We start from the raw sequence: 18,236 nt of genomic DNA on the forward strand, positions 1-18,236 counted from the left end.
CCCTATAGAAAAGAACAGACATACAAATGATGGAAGAAACAACCTGCAAACCTGATTATTCGAATTCGATGGCGGAACATCTGGGTATCCGGTTTCTACCCTCCACCGAGGATGCGGTACATGCCGAAATGCCTGTAGACCATCGTACTTCACAACCCTTTGGTATGTTGAACGGCGGCGCGTCACTGGCTCTGGCCGAGATTGTGGCAGGGCATGGCTCTACGTCGCTATGCCGGGAAGACGAATATGCCTGCGGAGTACAAGTAAGTGGAAATCATCTGTCGGCCGTGCCCGTCGGAGGCAAAGTATTCGCCACCGGCAAACTGATTCACCGCGGCAGATCCTCGCATATATGGAATATAGATATCACCACTCCACAAGGACAACTGGTTTCTACTGTTCGTGTCGTTAATTTCATACTGAAAAAGAAATGAATCTACCAGATATACATACGCAAAAATTATTGGATTGCCTGACACACAGCCGCCTCGGTTTCGCCCTCTACCGGTTACCTTGGACAGACGAATGCTACCTGGTATTGCAAACCTCGGGCGATGTGGAACAATTAGCGGACATTCAGGAACTGAATGGAAAGAAAGGATTTGTCATGGCTCCTTTCCGGATATCGGAGGAACATCCCTTGGTACTTATCCGTCCGGATGTCACCGCATACGACTGGAGCGAAATCAGCGAAGCACTGTCTTCACTGGAATGTGCGGATGCCCTGCTCACCTGCAAAAGCCGGCAGAGTGAACTCTCCCCTTTTGTTTCCGAAGAAACGGATAAAGAACAATATACCCGCGCATTCGGGCGTTTCATCACTCCCTTACAAGAGAAGCGGTTCCAGAAACTGGTTCTGTCACGTTCTTCCGCCAGACATATCGGAGATGATTTTTCACCACTCGGCGCTTTTGTCCGGGCCTGCAACAACTATCCGCGCATGATGATTTACCTATGCCACACCCCTGCTTCCGGAACCTGGCTGGGCAGCACACCGGAAATCTTATTAAGCGGACACGGCAAAGAATGGCACACCGTGGCCCTGGCCGGTACCATGCCGATGCAGAACGAAGTGATGCCGACAGACTGGGACAGGAAGAACCGGGAAGAGCAGGGCTATGTGGCTGATTACATCCGCCGGATCGCCAAAAGATTCGGCAACAAGATGACGGAAAAAGGTCCTTATACCGCCCGTGCCGGACAATTGGTACACCTCAAGACCGATTTTTATTTCTTGTTGAAAAATACAGACCATATAGGCGATTTATTGCAAGAACTCCATCCCACTCCCGCCGTCTGCGGCCTGCCCAAAGAGGAGGCTTTCCGGTTTATTCCGGACAATGAAGGGTACGACCGCAGTTATTATTCCGGATTCACCGGCTGGCTGGATACAGAGGGGCATACCGATATCTACGTCAATCTGCGCTGCATGGAAATAAAGCCGGGTGAAGCCATCCTGTATGCAGGAGGAGGAATACTGGCTTCCTCGGAAGTAGAATCGGAATGGATGGAAACGGGAGACAAGATGAATACGATACGGAGCATCCTTCATCCTGACTTTATAAGTAAATAAATGGAAACAATTAAAGTAGAAGAATAATGTATTCAGACAAAAAGAACATACTTCAGTTGGTGGCACTTCTCAAAGCGCACGGTGTGCGGAAAATAGTGCTTTGTCCCGGCAGCCGTAATGCTGCCATCGTACATACTCTGGCCAATATAGAGGACTTCACTTGTTATTCTGTAACCGATGAACGCAGTGCCGGTTTTTTTGCCATCGGCCTATCTTTACAAGGGGGAGGCCCTGCCGCAGTATGCTGCACTTCCGGTTCGGCCCTGCTGAACCTGCACCCTGCCGTAGCCGAAGCCTTTTACCAACAAGTACCTCTGATTGTCATTTCCGCCGACCGCCCCGCTGCCTGGATAGGACAAATGGACGGACAAACCCTGCCCCAGCCCCATGTGTTCGGAACGTTAGTCAAGATGTCTGTCAACCTGCCCGAAGTACATACTGAGGAAGACGAATGGTTTTGCAACCGCCTTATCAACGAAGCCATACTGGAAACCACCCACCACGGCAAAGGGCCTGTACATATCAATGTACCCATTTCCGAACCCATTTACCGCTTCACCGCCAAAACACTTCCCGAAGTACGTGTCATCACCCGTTATCAGGGACTGAGCGTGTACGACCGTGACTATAAGGAACTGATCGAACGGCTGAACAAGTACAACAAGCGCATGGTCGTGGTAGGCCAGATGAATCTGATTTACCTGTTCGAGAAAAAATATGTGAAACCGCTTTATAAACATTTCGCCTGGCTGACGGAACATCTGGGCAACCAGACCATCCCCGGCATTCCTATCAAGAATTTCGACGCCGCCGTTTATTCCATGACACCGGAACGCCAGGAAGACATGGCCCCCGAAATACTGATTACCTACGGCGGACACATCGTATCCAAACAATTGAAGAAATACCTGCGCAATCATCCCCCGCGCGAACACTGGCATGTTGCCGCCGACGGGAAGATAGCCGATTTATACGGTTGCCTGACCACCGTCATCGAGATGGATCCGTTTGAGTTCTTGGAAAAAATAGCTTTCCTGCTGGACAACAAACCTACCCATTATCCGCTGATGTGGGAAAACTATTGCAAAAACATTCCGATGCCGGACCTTGCTTATTCCGAAATCTCCGTTATCGGAAAACTCATCCGGGCATTGCCCGAACCCTGTGCCCTGCATCTGGCAAACAGCTCCACCGTGCGCTATGCACAGTTATTTACAGTTCCTCCCCAGGTGGAAATCTGTTGCAACCGGGGAGTGAACGGCATAGAAGGCTCCCTGTCCACCGCCATCGGTTATGCCGCCGCTTCCAGCAAGCTGAATTTCATCATCATAGGCGACTTGAGCTTCTTCTATGACATGAACGCACTGTGGAATCAAAATTACGGTGCCAACATCCGCATCCTGTTACTGAATAACGAAGGAGGAGAAATATTCCACACCCTGCCTGGAATGGACAAATCAAGCCGTTCCAGGGAGTTTATCACAGCCGAGCATTACACCACCGCCAAAGGCTGGGCGGAAGAACGCGGCTTTATTTACATGAAAGTGACCGGAGAAGAAGAGCTGGAAGAAGCGATGCAGCCATTCACCTCATCCGAGACACGGATGCAACCCATGCTGCTGGAGGTGTTTACCGACAAGGAAAAAGACACCACCCTGTTAAGAGAATATTATCACGGACTTAAAAATAAAAATGAATAATGGAAACAAGAGAATGGAAAACCATCAAAGAATATCAGGATATTCTGTTTGACTTTTACAACGGAATAGCGAAAATCACCATCAACCGTCCGCGTTACCGCAACGCGTTCACCCCCACCACCACTTCGGAAATCAGCGACGCCCTGTATTACTGCCGCGAGTGCCAGGATATCAATGTAGTGGTTCTGACCGGAGCAGGCGACAAAGCCTTCTGCAGCGGGGGAGATATGCACGTAAAGGGGCATGGCGGCTATATCGGCACAGATGGAGTTCCCCGTCTGAATGTGCTGGACGTACAAAAACAAATCCGGTCACTGCCTAAACCGGTCATCGCCATGGTAAACGGTTACGCCATCGGCGGCGGTCATGTGCTGCATGTGGTATGCGATCTGACCATTGCCTCAGAGAATGCCATTTTCGGACAGACAGGTCCCAAGGTAGGCAGCTTCGACGCCGGATTCGGCTCTTCCTATCTGGCACGCATCGTAGGGCAGAAGAAAGCCCGTGAAATATGGTTCCTTTGCCGTCAATACTCCGCACAGGAAGCACTGGAAATGGGATTGGTCAATACAGTCGTTCCTTTCGACCGCCTGGAAGACGAAACCGTGGCATGGGCAGAAAAGATGATGGAGCACAGCCCGCTAGCTCTTCGTATGATCAAAGCCGGACTGAATGCCGAACTGGACGGACAAGCCGGCATACAAGAACTTGCCGGAGATGCCACCATGCTGTATTACATGACAGAGGAAGCACAGGAAGGAGGAAAGGCATTTTTGGAAAAACGCAAGCCACGGTTCCAGGATTATCCGAAGTTCCCATAACCAGTGGTTCATTTTTCCGGTGGAGGACAACCCAATAGTCCTCCTTGCTTCCCATTAACCACTAATCACTAATAAGAATGTTCCAAACCCGAATTATAAAAAAACAATTACACTTCAAGCAACCGGCAGGTACTTCCAGAGGAGTATATACCACCCGGAATGTATGGTACATCCTCCTCACCGACACCGGCAGCCGCCACTATGGCGTGGGTGAATGCGCCCCTCTCCCTGCCCTGAGCTGTGATGATATCCCCTCATACGACGAGGTGTTGGCCACTGCCTGCAAGAACCTGGAAAAGAATGGGGAAATAGACCGGGAAGCCTTGCTTCCCTATCCGTCCATCCTGTTCGGTATGGAAACCGCCCTGCTGCATTTCCGGGCACGCAGCCTGCAATTCTGGCACACCCCGTTCAGCAAAGGCAAAGAGGGTATCCCCATCAACGGACTCATCTGGATGGGAAACTTTGACGAGATGTACCGGCGCATCGGGGAAAAGATGCAGCAAGGTTTCCGCTGCATCAAACTCAAAATAGGCGCTATCGACTTTGAAAAGGAACTGGAGCTGCTGGCGCACATCCGCCAGCATTTCACCCCAGCCCAAATCGAACTGCGTGTAGATGCCAACGGTGCTTTCTCTCCTACCGATGCCCTCGAAAAGTTACATCGTCTTTCCGAATTCCAGCTCCATTCCATCGAACAGCCCATCCGTGCGGGACAATGGGATGAAATGGCCCGACTCTGTGCCGCCACCCCCTTTCCCATTGCACTGGATGAAGAGCTGATAGGCATCAACCGGCGCGACCGGAAAATAGAATTGCTGGAAACCATCCGTCCTCAGTACATTATCCTGAAACCTTCTCTGCACGGAGGAATCAGCGGCTCCGAAGAATGGATGGAACTGGCGACTGAAAGAGGCATCGGCTCATGGGTCACTTCCGCTCTGGAGTCCAATATCGGACTGAATGCCATCGCACAATGGTGTGCCACCTTGCAGCCCGCCCTCCCCCAAGGACTAGGTACCGGCTTGCTGTTTACCGACAATATAGACTATCCGCTTCACATCGAAGGGGACTGCCTTTGGTTCCACCCCGAAGAACAAGAACCCGATTTACTAAACTGGCTGAAACAATGACAAAATTCTGCACCAATAGAAACAAACAAACCATTCTGATAGAAAGCATCCCCTACTCCAATTGGGAAATTGAAATGGTAAGAATGAATATCCCTGCCGACAACCGAAGTTTCCGGCAGGAACTTTTCTCCTTTCTTTCCGAATGGTTTGACCCGGCAGACACCCTGCTGGTACATACTTCAGGCTCCACTGGCAAACCCAAGGAACTGTATGTAGAAAAAGAACGCATGATGGAAAGCGCCTGCCTCACCTGTTCCTTCCTCGGACTACAAAAAGAAGATTCCGCCCTGCTCTGTATGCCCTTGCAATACATTGCCGGAAAAATGGTGGTAGTACGTGCCTTGGTAGCGGGACTGGACTTGCTGCCTGTCACTCCATCCGGGCATCCTTTAAAAGACCTGACAAAAGCCCCCGTCTTTGCCGCCATGATCCCCATGCAAGTCTATAACTCACTGCAAGTTCCCGAAGAGAGAGCGATATTGCAACAAATCAGGCACCTCATTATCGGAGGTGGTCCTATCGACTCCCAATTGAACGCTGCGTTAAAAGATTTCCCCCATGCCGTATGGTCTACTTACGGCATGACCGAAACCTTATCACACATTGCCCTACGCAGACTGAACGGTCCTGAAGCTTCAGACTGGTACACCCCTTTCGAGAGCATACAGATCCGTCTGAGTAAAGAAAACACCTTGGTGATATACGCTCCCGAAATTTGCGGAAAAGAACTGGTGACCAATGACATAGCCGAGATAAACGGACAGAACCAATTCCGCATTCTAGGCAGAAAAGACAATACGATCAATACCGGAGGAGTGAAAGTGCAGATAGAACAAGTAGAGGCCGCATTGAAAGAACACCTGTCCGTTCCTTTCTTGATCACCTCCGCTCCCGACGAAAAATTCGGAGAAATCATTGTGCTGCTTGCCGAAGGGCAACTGCCCGACGACATAGAACAGACCTGCACACATCAATTACCTCCCTACTGGCGTCCCAAACGTTTTGTTCCGGTATTCAAACTTCCCCTGACAGAAACCGGGAAACCCGACCGTGCCATAGCCAAATTACTGGCGCAAAAATAACTCCGCTCCATTCATAAAGGGTGAATTCAAAAACAAATCAAACGATCTTTTTGAATTCACCCTTCTTTCTGTAAAAAAGAATAATTTTCCGTGTTCTCCTACAACTTACGGGAAGCTAAAATTGTTCTCCTATCATTATATTAAAAAAATCAAATACACGTAGTTTTTTTCCGTTTTATTTTCCCTTATGTCCACTACTTCCGGCGGAATGTATCATTAAATTCTAATTTTGTGAACCTAGAGCTGATACAAAGTATGTTATATAATACCCCAAAACCACAGGATACCAAAGAAGGACTGTCCGATCAAGATTTCAGTATTTATATGGATGCGCACACAGTGCCTTTCAGCAAATACCCCTCTTATCTGCCGGAAGGAGTTTTGGGTATGTGTACTGAAGGGAATGCCGAGATCCAGATTGGTCTCCGGAAATATGTTATTTGTGCAAACGACATTCTTATTTTCATGCCGGGATTCTTGGTTTCATTTATAAAATCCAGTCTGACTTTCACCATCGATTATTGTACTTTTTCAAATGCCCTTTTTTATGACGTGATCAATGGAAGTATCAAACGTTTTCCGACCGGTTTTCATACCTACACCCAAACCCACTGCATCTATTCGCTATCCCAAGAGAAAGCGGAACAGTTCTCCCTCTATTTCCGGTTACTATACAACAGAGCTACTTCTCCAACTTATTTATTTACAAAAGAATCTATTACCAATCTGCTGAAATTACCTTTTCTGGAACTTTATGCAGACTATTACAGCACAGTAAAAGAACATAAAGTCACCACCTTGCATAAAGAAGAAATCGGATACTTTTTTCTGGATTTGCTGTTAAAGCATTACAAAGAAAACAAAGAAGTGGCGTTCTATGCCGAAAAGTTGCATGTTTCCTCCAAATACCTGACTGAAGCCTTGACTCTGGTAAGTGGAAAATCCCCCAAAGAATGGATTATACATTATACCCTGCAAGAGATTTACGCATTATTGGAGAATCCATCCATCAGCATACAGGAAATCGTTCAAAGAACCCGGTTTGCCAATCTTGCCACCTTAAGACGTTTCTTCAAGCGGCATACCGGAACATCCCTGTTGCAATACCGGAAACAGGACTTATACAAAAATAATCAACAATAGGTATCTCAATAAAAAAATCAGCCCGTCCCAAGCATTCTTCCGGAACGGGCTGATCCCTCTATCTACCAAAACTTGTTGTTTTCCTTACTATACTCAAATCCGGCCGCCTTCAATTTTTTCACCAACAGCTCCTTGTCTACATTCATATCATCACAAAGCTCGTCCAGCGAATGATAGCAGTCACGAAGTTTCATATTCACCATGCTGAAAAGCATCATCGGGTCATCAGGTAATTCCATATCAATATCTCCTTTTTTAAAATCGGATGCAAAGTTACAAAACTTTTCATAATGATCCGTATTCCATCGCTAAATATCGGTCTGACAAAAAGTTATCCCCTGCTTTTTATCCTATTAATCCGTCAGCTTCACCGTTTCCATCTTCCCCGGAACCAAAGTAAGACGCGCCGTTCCATCCCTGTCTATCTCCACCTCCATATACCGGGCCCGGATAATGATCCTTCCGTCTACAGTCAGCACCCCCCACTGGCAGGAGCTGTCCTGATAGGCGCAATAACCACCCACCGGACGCAATATTCTCCGATAGACAGGTGGAATCAAAATCTGCTCCGCTGTCCTCAACCCCCATTTCACTCCTATCTGAAAAGGTACGGCCTCCACACTCCTGCTGATTATACGCTGCCGTTTCCGTTCAGTCTCGCACTTTTCCTCCTGCAAATGTTTCTCCACACGCTCGTCCGCCTGCCTTCGGAGCAATGCCACCGCCTCATCAAAATCCTCACTCCGGTCCGACGGACGGTTACAAGCCACATAACGCTTTCCATGTCCTTTCTCCACATGATAATACCGTCCCTCCTCATCCATCACCACAATACTTTGATCCGGCAACCGTCCGCTCAGATAATAAGCACGCTCCTCATCCCCTTCCAACAGACAAACCTGCGGTTCACAACAAAAGCCTCCATCTTCCATGCGGCGGCATCGGGAAGGCACTCTGCCATCGTACATCTTCACATAAAACCCCATCCACACAATGGACGAAGAAGGCAACCCGTATGTATTGGCATACACCTGCCTTGTCCTGCTGTAATAAGTACGGTTCACCTGTAACAATTCTATGCTCCCGTATCTGAGGACACGCGGGCGGACAGCATAACACCGGCCGTTCCGTAAATCCACATAAGACACCGAATTCCCGGCATGACGGACTTGCAACAAATCATCTTTCAGCAACCTCACCTCACAGCAATGCCCCAGTTCGGCCACCAAAGCCCCCGTATCATCCAGTACCCGGACACACCCGTTCCGAAGCCTCCCCACGGCAAAACGTCCTTTGATACTCAAAATCTCTTTAAACGAAACGTCCGGCAGCATCTCATCTCCCTTTTCCAATCCCCAAAGACCTGTTTCCTTATCTACAAATGCCCTCAGCCTGCATGACGGTGACTGCTCCTTCTCATCCGGCAAAGCCTGCTCTCTGATGGAAGAAAGCAAACGCCCGTGCTCCATAACCATCACCAAGTCCCCACCGGCTTCAGCCGGCCTTTCCACCACCGGAAAAGCAGTAACGGAAGCATCACAATTCATCCGTCCGGGCAAACTCCCCTTTCCCGCCATCCGTCCCCGGAACATAGCATCCCAGTTCCATCGCTGTGTAGGAAGCCCGAAAATGCGGTACAGCCCCACATTGTCTATCAGCATACACGCCTCCTTGCCCTCCGATCTCCGCAATCCGCGTCCTACCTGCTGCAAATATTTAGCCAGTGACAAAGTAGGACGGGCCAGTTGTACAAACTCCACATCGGGACAGTCGAACCCCTCGCTGAATACATCCACATTCACCAGCACCTCGATTTTTCCATGTCTGAACTCCTCCACCATCCGCTTACGCTCCATAGCAGGAGTCTTGCTGTCCACAGCCACCGCATTCACTCCCCGCCTGCTGTAATACTCCGCTATCCGCCGGGCATGTTCAATGCTGATGGCATACACCATCCCCTTCTTGCCGGAAGCAAACTGCCTGACACTGCGGTACAGGCGCTCGATACCGGGACGCCTGTTCAGTACCGCATCCATCTCTTTCACCTGATAATCCCCATCGGCCCCCCGTTTCTCCAGACCGTCAATGAGCCGCTGCTCCTCGCTGCCGGGACGGATGGATACATAATCGAACACAGACAACACGCCTTTTTCAATAAACTCGGCAATACTCCACGAAGTAACCAGTACCTCGAACAGTTCCGTGAACCCCCTACGGTTCAGGCGGCAAGGTGTGGCAGTCACACCCAGTTTCTTTGCGGCAGGATAACGCTTCCACATCTCCGTGTAAGAAGCGGCCAAGGCATGATGAGCCTCGTCTATCACAATCAGTCCCGGAGCATCACCCGCCTCATTCCAGTGCCGGGACAGCCATTGGACAGACATCACCCTGACCGGAGTATCCTCCCTCCGGATACCATATTTAGCCAGCGTTTCCTCCATTTGCGCCACCAGTTCCCTACGATGGGCAATAAGCCATACCCCGCTGCCGGCAGAAGACACGAACTCACTGACCACAGATGCCAGCAGATGTGTCTTGCCCGTACCGGTAGGCATCTGCACCATCACACTCCGGTGAGCTTTCCACGCTTCCATCAGACGTGTTTTCATCTCTATCTGATAATCCCGCAACATAAATAATTTGCCGATTTGCTAACGTGCCAATGGAGTAAGAGGATAACTGAAAAAATTATTTACTAGCCAGCATATTATTAATCTGCGCCCGTATATTGGCTATCGTACCGCCCGACACAAGCCGTTTGGCAAAAGGTAGCAACGACTTGATGAAAGCCGCTTTCACCACCGTGTGTTTGTCTACATTCCTACAGTTCTCATCGGCCAGCATCTTTCCTACCACCACCGCCAGTTCGCGTGCCGTGGTACACTCTCCCAAAAGTATCTTGTAAGCCCTCATCACCTTTATATCGGGTATATAGACCGATACGTAAAATTCATCATCCGACAGTTCCGCCGGTTCCTGTGCCGGCTTCTCATCCGCCACACTTTCTGTATTCTCCGTTTTCTCAGAATCTTCCGGTTGGTCGGCGGCCTCATCACCCCGGTCGCCATAAAAGTTCTGAATGGCGGAAGATGCCACAGGAGCAATCAGATTATTTCCGCCATAAATATTTATCATCATATCAGGTTTTTCATTCATATACTATTTCTTTTCTCTATTCTTTAATTATTATCAACAGATCGTTAATCAAAATCCATATTTCATCAATATATAATCAATAGCATGCACCAATAGTAAACAGATAGTAAACGGTTATGAATCGATTTCCATACGTCATTCCCTACCCGTATATTTGTGCAGATAAATCAAAATCAATTTCTTTTATGAAAGAATACATCATGTCATTTTTCAATGCACCCGTCACCAATAAAATACCCACATGTATATGCAGTGTGGCAGGGCTTCATACCTACATCAGCACCAATCCGCAACTGGAAGAACTGACGCGTAAAGTCAGAGCCGGACTCGGAGACAAGCAAGCGTTCCGAAAGAATAAACAGACCCTTTTACCGTATGTCACTCCGGCAGGTATCTTCTCTTACTGCAAAGAGCAATGCATGCAAGTTCCTTCGGGCCTCTTTGTCATAGATATTGACGAACTGGCTTCCACCGAAGAAGCGGCAATGTGGCGCGACCGTCTCTTTGCCGATGAAGTGCTGCACCCCGTACTTTCCTTTGTCAGCCCCGGAAATCAGGGAGTAAAACTTTTTATCCCTTATCGCATAAACCCTTTCCTGAGCGTAGAAGAATCCTTCGACAATGCCCTGCACACCGCATGGGAGTATCTGGAATGGAAATACGAGCTGAAAGTGGACAGGGCCAATGCCGACTTGTCCAGAGCCTGTTTTCTGTCGCACGACGGAGAAGCGAAAATCAATAACCATAAATATTAAAAAATGAACGATTCTATTTCTATCTTGGAACAGCTGGTAACAGCCATCGAACAAGCGGGAGTCAATGTGGCCCCCACCTATCAGGAATATATGCCGCTGGCCTTTGCCATAGCCAACAGTTGCGGAGAAGAAGGACGCACCCGGTTCCACCGCATCTGCCGCATATCCGAAAAGTACCACCACGATGAAGCAGACAAACTGTACGGACATGCTCTGACCAAAGGAACAGGCAGAAATTCCCTGGGAACCGTCTTCCATCTGGCAGAGGTGGCCGGGGTGAAAATGGACCCGAAACTTGCAAACTTGCAGAACTTGCAGTCTCTCCACACCCACACACGTGCACGCGTATCCTATAATGCCCATCCGGATGCCTCCGACGGGACTCCGCCCGACGCTGTTTTCACGGACACAGCCTCCCCCCTGTCCGACGGCGTGCCCAAAGCCATCCTCCCTGCCCGACTTCCCTCTTTCCCCGACTACCGCTGGCCCGCCTTCCTGCAAGGGATCATAGACTGCGGTAACTCTCCCGCCCAACGGGATATCCTGCTGCTGGGTGCAGCAACCGTGCTGGGAAGCACCCTCAACAAACTGGTAAGTTTTGTGTACGGACGAAAACACAAGTATCCCTGTCTGCAAGTGTTCGTCACCGCGCCTCCCGCTTCCGGCAAGGGTGCACTGACCTGGGTACGCCGTCTGGCAGAACCCATACACAACGCGCTGCTGGACACCTACCGGGAAAAAATAAAGACCTACCGCATGGAAAAGACCAAATGGGACACTTTGGGGAAGGAAAAGGTAAATACCCCTGAACCCGAACAGCCCCAGCTGAAAATGCTCCTCATAGCCGGTGACAATACCGGTACAGGCATACAGGAAAACCTGATGGACTCCGGAGGCGTAGGACTGATATGCGAAACCGAGGCCGACACCGTGAGCACCGCCATTGGAGGCGATCACGGACACTGGAGCGACCTCCTCCGGAAATGTTTCGACCATGACCGGCTGGCCTACAACCGGCGCACCAATCACGAATACCGCGAATGTAACGTCACGTTCCTCTGCGTGCTTCTCAGCGGCACGCCTGCACAAATCAAGCCCCTTATCCCATCGGCCGAAAACGGATTGTTCTCGCGCCAGCTGTTCTACTATATGCCTGCCATTGAAGAATGGGAAGACCAGTTCAACGAAGCGGATACAGACTATGACTCCCGTTTTCTGGAATGGGGGGCACAATGGAAAGAAGTGCTGAACGCCATCACCGCCTCGGTGAGCAACATCAACATGAAGCTCACCCACGAGCAAAAAGAGATATTCAACTTCCACTTTGCCCGTGTATTCGGACGAGCCTCCGCCATTCACGGTAACCAGATGAAAAGCGCTGTAACCCGTATTGCCATCAATATCTTCCGCATCATAAGCATTATCGCCCTGCTGCGCTCTCTGGAATCCCTGCTGCCGGGAGGCGAAAGGAGCGGCGAACCACAGGAAAACATCGTGCGTACCCTGCTGAACTGTCCCGGACTGACCCCGTCGGCCCATATTCCACAAGAAAACATAGCAGACGGAATCGTGCCGCAATTCAACCTCTCCATCCGCACCGACGACTTTTATGCCGTGCTGGCCTTGGTGGAACCTCTGTACCGCCATGCATGCCACATTCTCTCGCTCCTGCCCGCAGGAACCCCCAGCGCACCATCGGCGAACATGACTCCCGAAACCCTGTTCGACTGCCTTCCCCTGCGCTTCACCCGCAACGAAGCCATCGACAAAGGAGAACAGGTAGGAGTTCCGGCAGGCTCGGTGGACTCGCTGCTGAAACGTATGACCGAACGCGGACAGCTGGTCAAAGTGGGGCGTGGCGAATACGAATTCAACGCGCGCATGCACACACGTACGTGTGTGGGTGTGAGAGAGAGTGCAAGTTCTGCAAGTTTGCAAGATTCCTGAATTTAAAATGTATAAATATGAAAGATTTCCTTTATTTCCCATCCATGACAAAGGGTAGCCTGGCTCTGCTCTATTTTCCCGGTTCAAATCCCCGGATAGCCACCCGGCATCTGATGAGGTGGATAAACGGCTGTCCCCCTCTGATGGAAGAGTTATCCGCAACGGGTTACTATACCTCGCAAAAAGTCTTCACGAGCCGCCAGGTGACACTGATCAACCGGCATCTGGGCAGCCCCGGATAGCCCTGCAAGCTCTCTGGAACAGGATGAAAGCCATAAAGTGCCACAAGGTGTCATAAAGCGTCAGCACGCATTTCACAGTACCTATCTTTGCAATGTCAACAATGAGGGAGCCGATACGTTACTAACCTTCGGCCTAGCATGTTACTAACATGTAACCCCATACGTTACTAACCTTCAGCCTTACACGTTACCTACGTGCAATCCGCAAGAAAAGTAAAGTATTCTCCTTCTTCACTGACGAAATTCATTTTTTATTTTTCATCTCTTAAAACCCTATTTATCATGATTAACTACAGCACCTGCATGCGTGGTAACCCCACCGACAAAGACGCGGCCAAGAAGGCGTATGCCAACGCCCAGTACTCACAAGTAATGACACTGGACAAGTTCTGTTACCACATTGCCAGCCACGGATGTGTATATTCGCGCGCCGATATCCAGGCCATCCTTATTCTTGCCGTGGACTGCCTGCGCGAGCAGTTGTTGAACGGACAGCAGATACAGATGGGCGATCTGGGCGTATTTTCGAACAGTATCCGAAGCCTCGGCGCCCATTCGATGGCAGAGTTCACTGTGGAGAACATCACCGAGGTGAACGTACTGTGGGCTCCGGGCGTCCGTTTCAACAACCTGCGCCAAGATGCCGAATTCCAACTGGTTCCCACACGCAAGGCAGCCGCCGAAGTAGTGAAGGCATTGAAGGCCGGAAAGACTACGGTAGACCTGACAGGCAATTCTTCTGCCGCCGGCATTGCCGCTGACGATGCTGACGCCTCCCGCATTCCAGCCGCTTCCGGTGAACCGGCAGACGAGAATAGCTGACCGGCTTGTTCCGCTCCACAGAGATAGCATGATGTGATTATGGAACACGGGCGACACGGATTCTTCTTTCACTCCCCCGTGTCTGTCCGCCAGTTCCGTAACCTCCTTTTGTTCCATTCGCATTTTAAACTGACAAAAAACAGATATTTCCATGAATAAATCCAACCACGAATCCAAGAAAATCACCTGGACACAAATTCTCCGGGCAGTTATCCAGGCAGCCATCGCGGCACTCACCGCTTTGGGCATTACCAGTTGCGCATCCCTCATCTAAAGAACAAACACAACATTTTCCAAATCTCAATTTATTATGATACAAGAAACATTCCCAATGATAATCGGTGAGGAAGAAATGAAGAACGAACGCCAACTCCTCACCGTAGAGGACGGAGCGCTGATGCAAGGACGCGAATCAGTGCGATACCTCATCCTCCACTGTAGCGCCACACGTTGTGACAAAGACTATACTGCCGAGCAATTACTTCGTGACCATAAGACCCGTGGTTTCCGGACTGTAGGTTACCACTTCTATATCCGTCGCGACGGCACCATCACCCAGCACCGCAAACTGCTGGAAGTGGGGGCACACTGCCGTCCCTGGAACCGTTGCAGCATCGGCATCTGCTACGAGGGCGGTCTGGATGCAGACGGACATCCGGCAGACACCCGGACCGCAGAGCAGACAGAACAGCTTATCTTGTTGCTGATGCGTCTGGCAAAGCTCTTTCCCGGTGCCCGGATAAGGGGACATAGGGATATGAGCGGAAGCATCCCGAAGGCTTGTCCGTGTTTTGACGCGGAAGGGGTGTTCGGATATTTGGAAAGGTAATTTCTTTTCCCAAGGTTTCCTTTTGCCAGTGTTCGTTTCTGCTCTCAAGTAGAGAGTGATACTACTGGCAGAGGGAATTTTTTACTAAGATCATCCGGTCGGTACCGACACACCGAAACAGACTATCATATAGATAAAAATTCTTTAGGAGTAAATATAGTAATATCAGAAAATAAAAAATCCTTCCTGTTACGGGTTATTGTATAATCCGCGTTTATTTTTAAAGCTGAACAAATCCTAATCGGATAATCTTCTTTATTATTAAAGCTCCGGGAACAAGCGCTCTCGTTCCCGGAGCTCCCCCTGCACTTTTCACAAAGGACAAGGGTTCTGATCTAACATTAGTGCCGGCTATGTTCCATTTCCGGCCGGCAGACGGAAATAACAGGCTGCAAAAACAAAGTTTTTTAACTGCTAAATTACTAAGGACCCTCATCGAGAAGGATCGTTAAGAACAGCCCGTTTTACTAATAGGCATTCTTCTCGCCACGGAAGACATTCGCCACCGTCCTGTACATGATGTAAAGGTCCAGACCGAAGCTCCAGTGCTCCAAATACCAGATATCACCACGGATACGGCCCTCCATGTCTTTTAGTTCCTTCGTTTCCCCACGGAAACCCGTAACCTGGCTCCATCCCGTTATACCCGGTTTCACAAAATGCCGCACCATATATTTATTGATCAACCTTGAATATTCCTGCGTATGGAGAAGCATGTGAGGACGAGGCCCCACGATACTCATATCTCCTAACAGCACATTGATAAACTGGGGCAGCTCATCTATATTCGTCTTACGCATTATATTGCCCCAGCGCGTCTTGCGGGGATCATGCTCTGTGGCCTGTATCCTGTCGGCATCTGCATTTACTTTCATACTGCGGAACTTGTAACAATAAAACTCCCTGCCGTTCAGCCCGTTCCGTTTCTGGCGGAAGAACAGCGGGCCGGGCATGGTCAATCCGGTCACTATCGCCACCACAATCAGAATAATCGGAAAAAGCGTACAAAGGAACACCGATGAGACTACTATGTCAAAGGTTCTTTTCAGCAGGCGGTTCCCCGGCCAACTTAAGGGATCGGGGCGAAGGCCCAGGTAAGGGACGTTCCCCATGATGTTGAACGACATACGGTGGTGGAGATAATTGCGCACATTGGGCACACTGAAGAAATGTACCAGATGGTTCTCGCAGTAATTAATCAGAGAAACAATGACCTCTCTGTCTTTTGAGGGCAGGCAGCAGAACAGGTAATGTACATAATCATGTTTCTCCAGATATTCCTGTACCTGCGCCGGCTGGCCCAAATACGGACATTCTACCGGAAAAGCAGGATTCGCCTGACCGTCAAAATAGCCCACGACCGAATAACCTGTATCTTCACTGCCCGACATCTCATGGTAGATTTCCAAGTTGTTGTCCGTACTTCCTACCAGTACCACAAAACGCGTATGTTTCTTGCTCATACGGTAAAGCCTGATGAGAAGACGAAGAGTGAAACGGAACGAAACAAGACACATAAACAGGAGAAAAAGGTACTCCAGCATGAACAGGGAGGCTATATCCGCATAGTTTCCTACAGAAAGGACCAGACCGCCCAGGAGGACAAACAGGAACATATTCTCGAGCACACGTTTCCATATCTGAAGGGAATGCACTTTCCTCCGGTGAAGCACTACTCCTGAATGGATGGCGCAAAGGGCGTAACATAACATTAGTGTAAGCATGATTTGCAGAACGGTGATTCCACCAACCTGCAGGCTATCCCACTGCATCTCATTGGACAGCTTGCTGAAAAGCAGGAATAGCAGACCGCAAAGAAAGGTCTCGGTGACAATCACAAAGGTCTCGATCAGGTGGTTGTAGGATGCTAATTTGTCTTTCATAGTGGTATGGGGGGTAAGTTTAAAGATGTATGCCGTGTTATCCCCAACTGGGATTCTCATTATCTGTTCTTATACATCGACTCATAATATTTTTCATATTCGCCACTGGTAATATGATCCATCCATTCCTGATTGTCCAAATACCAACGGACCGTTCTCTCTATTCCTTTTTCAAATTGCAAACTAGGCTCCCATCCTAATTCGTGCTTCAGTTTATTGCTGTCAATCGCATAGCGGAGATCATGACCTTTGCGGTCGGTCACATAAGTTATCAGACACTCTGAAGTGCCTTCCGGATTTCCCAACAAACGATCCACGGTTTTGATTATTACTTTTATCAAATCTATATTCTTCCATTCATTGAAACCACCGATATTATATGTATCCGCTGTTCTGCCCTGATGAAAAATAAGATCAATAGCACGGGCATGATCCACAACATACAACCAGTCGCGTACATTCTCTCCCTTACCATATACCGGCAATGGTTTTCCATGACGTATATTGTTGATAAAAAGCGGAATCAATTTTTCCGGAAACTGATGAGGACCATAATTGTTAGAACAGTTTGTTACAACGGTAGGCATACCATATGTGTCATGAAAAGCACGAACAAAGTGATCACTACTTGCCTTACTTGCAGAATACGGACTATGAGGCTGATATTTGGTTTCCTCCGTGAAGAAAGTCCCGTCAAATTCCAATGCCCCATATACTTCATCGGTAGAAATATGATAAAAACGTTTCCCCTCATACTTTTCCGGCAGGGATTCCCAATACAACTTGGCTGCCTGAAGCAAAGCCAATGTACCCATCACATTGGTTTGTGCAAAAGTAAACGGATCTTTGATACTTCTGTCCACATGACTCTCGGCGGCAAGATGGATAATACCATCCACTTGATATCGCACCAATAATTCCTGAATGGTTCCAAAATCACAAATATCCGCCTTTACAAAAATATAGTTCGGTTTGTCCTCTATATCCTTCAAATTGGCCAGATTACCGGCATAAGTCAGTTTATCCAAGTTTATAATGCGGTATTCCGGATACTTGTTTACAAAAAGACGTACCACATGGCTGCCGATAAAACCGGCACCACCGGTAATGATTATATTGCGTTTAAATGAATCCATAATTTAAAATATTG

At 49.0% G+C, this 18,236-nt stretch carries 18 protein-coding genes; 13 read left to right on the forward strand and 5 right to left on the reverse strand.

All coding sequences use genetic code 11. The annotated features are described in order from the left end of the window. Positions 1-26: 26 nt before the first annotated feature. The 7 genes from AB5935_RS07335 (at position 27) to AB5935_RS07365 (ending at position 7,452) form a co-directional block, all read left to right on the forward strand. A complete protein-coding gene (locus AB5935_RS07335; protein ID WP_011965596.1) occupies positions 27-434 on the forward strand; it encodes a PaaI family thioesterase in 408 nt (135 codons plus the stop codon). After that, a complete protein-coding gene (locus tag AB5935_RS07340; protein WP_038609046.1) occupies positions 431-1,573 on the forward strand; it encodes an isochorismate synthase in 1,143 nt (380 codons plus the stop codon). The genes AB5935_RS07335 and AB5935_RS07340 overlap by 4 nt, the downstream gene beginning before the upstream one ends. Before the next feature lie 26 nt (positions 1,574-1,599). Then, on the forward strand, positions 1,600-3,273 hold the full coding sequence (menD, locus tag AB5935_RS07345; protein ID WP_038609043.1) for a 2-succinyl-5-enolpyruvyl-6-hydroxy-3-cyclohexene-1-carboxylic-acid synthase: 1,674 nt from the start codon (positions 1,600-1,602) through the stop codon (positions 3,271-3,273). Beyond that, positions 3,273-4,094, forward strand: coding sequence for a 1,4-dihydroxy-2-naphthoyl-CoA synthase (menB, locus tag AB5935_RS07350; protein ID WP_005840491.1), 822 nt, complete (start codon positions 3,273-3,275; stop codon positions 4,092-4,094). The genes menD and menB overlap by 1 nt, the downstream gene beginning before the upstream one ends. Positions 4,095-4,171: 77 nt before the next feature. Then, complete coding sequence (locus AB5935_RS07355; protein ID WP_368327380.1) at positions 4,172-5,227, forward strand: o-succinylbenzoate synthase; 1,056 nt, start codon at positions 4,172-4,174, stop codon at positions 5,225-5,227. Then, positions 5,224-6,309: an AMP-binding protein gene (locus tag AB5935_RS07360; RefSeq protein WP_007837543.1), complete on the forward strand. Its 1,086-nt coding sequence runs from the start codon at positions 5,224-5,226 to the stop codon at positions 6,307-6,309. The genes AB5935_RS07355 and AB5935_RS07360 overlap by 4 nt, the downstream gene beginning before the upstream one ends. A gap of 255 nt (positions 6,310-6,564) precedes the next feature. Beyond that, positions 6,565-7,452: a helix-turn-helix domain-containing protein gene (locus AB5935_RS07365; protein WP_007837541.1), complete on the forward strand. Its 888-nt coding sequence runs from the start codon at positions 6,565-6,567 to the stop codon at positions 7,450-7,452. Positions 7,453-7,514: 62 nt separating this feature from the next. Here AB5935_RS07365 and AB5935_RS07370 read toward each other — a convergent pair whose 3' ends face one another. The 3 genes from AB5935_RS07370 to AB5935_RS07380 form a co-directional block, all read right to left on the reverse strand. Then, positions 7,515-7,691 carry a DUF4250 domain-containing protein gene (locus tag AB5935_RS07370; RefSeq protein ID WP_005840500.1) on the reverse strand — a complete coding sequence of 59 codons (177 nt, stop codon included), beginning with the start codon at positions 7,689-7,691 and terminating at the stop codon, positions 7,515-7,517. Between the two features lie 114 nt (positions 7,692-7,805). Next, positions 7,806-10,085, reverse strand: a complete 2,280-nt coding sequence (locus AB5935_RS07375; RefSeq protein WP_032934013.1) for a DEAD/DEAH box helicase — start codon at positions 10,083-10,085, stop codon at positions 7,806-7,808. 55 nt (positions 10,086-10,140) lie between these two features. Continuing rightward, positions 10,141-10,608 (reverse strand): hypothetical protein, encoded by a 468-nt coding sequence (locus AB5935_RS07380; RefSeq protein WP_007837537.1) that lies wholly within the window; start codon positions 10,606-10,608, stop codon positions 10,141-10,143. Between the two features lie 185 nt (positions 10,609-10,793). Here AB5935_RS07380 and AB5935_RS07385 point away from each other — a divergent pair, with 185 nt between their 5' ends. The 6 genes from AB5935_RS07385 to AB5935_RS07410 all read left to right on the forward strand — a co-directional run bounded on the left by AB5935_RS07385 (position 10,794) and on the right by AB5935_RS07410 (position 15,203). Further along, positions 10,794-11,363, forward strand: coding sequence for a BT4734/BF3469 family protein (locus AB5935_RS07385; protein WP_007845310.1), 570 nt, complete (start codon positions 10,794-10,796; stop codon positions 11,361-11,363). Positions 11,364-11,366: 3 nt separating this feature from the next. Continuing rightward, complete coding sequence (locus tag AB5935_RS07390; RefSeq protein ID WP_008673641.1) at positions 11,367-13,310, forward strand: DUF3987 domain-containing protein; 1,944 nt, start codon at positions 11,367-11,369, stop codon at positions 13,308-13,310. A 17-nt stretch (positions 13,311-13,327) separates the two neighbouring features. Beyond that, a complete protein-coding gene (locus tag AB5935_RS07395; protein WP_007837531.1) occupies positions 13,328-13,552 on the forward strand; it encodes a DUF4248 domain-containing protein in 225 nt (74 codons plus the stop codon). 282 nt (positions 13,553-13,834) lie between these two features. Further along, positions 13,835-14,374 carry a DNA-binding protein gene (locus tag AB5935_RS07400; RefSeq protein WP_005840512.1) on the forward strand — a complete coding sequence of 180 codons (540 nt, stop codon included), beginning with the start codon at positions 13,835-13,837 and terminating at the stop codon, positions 14,372-14,374. A 151-nt stretch (positions 14,375-14,525) separates the two neighbouring features. Further along, positions 14,526-14,648 carry a smalltalk protein gene (locus AB5935_RS07405; protein ID WP_007837526.1) on the forward strand — a complete coding sequence of 41 codons (123 nt, stop codon included), beginning with the start codon at positions 14,526-14,528 and terminating at the stop codon, positions 14,646-14,648. 36 nt (positions 14,649-14,684) lie between these two features. After that, positions 14,685-15,203: an N-acetylmuramoyl-L-alanine amidase gene (locus AB5935_RS07410; protein ID WP_007837524.1), complete on the forward strand. Its 519-nt coding sequence runs from the start codon at positions 14,685-14,687 to the stop codon at positions 15,201-15,203. A gap of 467 nt (positions 15,204-15,670) precedes the next feature. Here the strand turns inward: AB5935_RS07410 and AB5935_RS07415 are convergent, their stop codons facing one another. Together AB5935_RS07415 and rfbB are read right to left on the reverse strand one after the other, a co-directional pair. Further along, positions 15,671-17,146, reverse strand: coding sequence for an undecaprenyl-phosphate glucose phosphotransferase (locus tag AB5935_RS07415; RefSeq protein WP_149940888.1), 1,476 nt, complete (start codon positions 17,144-17,146; stop codon positions 15,671-15,673). Next, complete coding sequence (rfbB, locus tag AB5935_RS07420; RefSeq protein WP_329912882.1) at positions 17,146-18,222, reverse strand: dTDP-glucose 4,6-dehydratase; 1,077 nt, start codon at positions 18,220-18,222, stop codon at positions 17,146-17,148. Before rfbB ends, AB5935_RS07415 begins: the two co-directional genes overlap by 1 nt. Positions 18,223-18,236 lie beyond the last annotated feature (14 nt).

The sequence above is a fragment of the Phocaeicola sp. RTP21198st1_B8_RTP21198_201120 genome, assembly GCF_040929485.1.
In the GTDB taxonomy this organism is placed as follows: domain Bacteria; phylum Bacteroidota; class Bacteroidia; order Bacteroidales; family Bacteroidaceae; genus Phocaeicola; species Phocaeicola dorei.

Excerpts from the sequence above, each read along its gene's own strand:
- AB5935_RS07415 (WP_149940888.1), bottom strand. The coding sequence starts at position 17,146 with ATGAGAATCCCAGTTGGGGATAACACGGCATACATCTTTAAACTTACC.
- AB5935_RS07355 (WP_368327380.1), top strand. The coding sequence starts at position 4,172 with ATGTTCCAAACCCGAATTATAAAAAAACAATTACACTTCAAGCAACCG.
- AB5935_RS07340 (WP_038609046.1), top strand. The coding sequence starts at position 431 with ATGAATCTACCAGATATACATACGCAAAAATTATTGGATTGCCTGACA.
- AB5935_RS07365 (WP_007837541.1), top strand. The coding sequence starts at position 6,565 with ATGTTATATAATACCCCAAAACCACAGGATACCAAAGAAGGACTGTCC.
- rfbB (WP_329912882.1), bottom strand. The coding sequence starts at position 18,222 with ATGGATTCATTTAAACGCAATATAATCATTACCGGTGGTGCCGGTTTT.
- AB5935_RS07370 (WP_005840500.1), bottom strand. The coding sequence starts at position 7,691 with ATGGAATTACCTGATGACCCGATGATGCTTTTCAGCATGGTGAATATG.
- AB5935_RS07395 (WP_007837531.1), top strand. The coding sequence starts at position 13,328 with ATGAAAGATTTCCTTTATTTCCCATCCATGACAAAGGGTAGCCTGGCT.
- AB5935_RS07335 (WP_011965596.1), top strand. The coding sequence starts at position 27 with ATGATGGAAGAAACAACCTGCAAACCTGATTATTCGAATTCGATGGCG.
- AB5935_RS07410 (WP_007837524.1), top strand. The coding sequence starts at position 14,685 with ATGATACAAGAAACATTCCCAATGATAATCGGTGAGGAAGAAATGAAG.
- AB5935_RS07385 (WP_007845310.1), top strand. The coding sequence starts at position 10,794 with ATGAAAGAATACATCATGTCATTTTTCAATGCACCCGTCACCAATAAA.
- AB5935_RS07405 (WP_007837526.1), top strand. The coding sequence starts at position 14,526 with ATGAATAAATCCAACCACGAATCCAAGAAAATCACCTGGACACAAATT.
- AB5935_RS07375 (WP_032934013.1), bottom strand. The coding sequence starts at position 10,085 with ATGTTGCGGGATTATCAGATAGAGATGAAAACACGTCTGATGGAAGCG.
- AB5935_RS07360 (WP_007837543.1), top strand. The coding sequence starts at position 5,224 with ATGACAAAATTCTGCACCAATAGAAACAAACAAACCATTCTGATAGAA.
- AB5935_RS07390 (WP_008673641.1), top strand. The coding sequence starts at position 11,367 with ATGAACGATTCTATTTCTATCTTGGAACAGCTGGTAACAGCCATCGAA.
- menD (WP_038609043.1), top strand. The coding sequence starts at position 1,600 with ATGTATTCAGACAAAAAGAACATACTTCAGTTGGTGGCACTTCTCAAA.
- AB5935_RS07380 (WP_007837537.1), bottom strand. The coding sequence starts at position 10,608 with ATGAATGAAAAACCTGATATGATGATAAATATTTATGGCGGAAATAAT.
- menB (WP_005840491.1), top strand. The coding sequence starts at position 3,273 with ATGGAAACAAGAGAATGGAAAACCATCAAAGAATATCAGGATATTCTG.
- AB5935_RS07400 (WP_005840512.1), top strand. The coding sequence starts at position 13,835 with ATGATTAACTACAGCACCTGCATGCGTGGTAACCCCACCGACAAAGAC.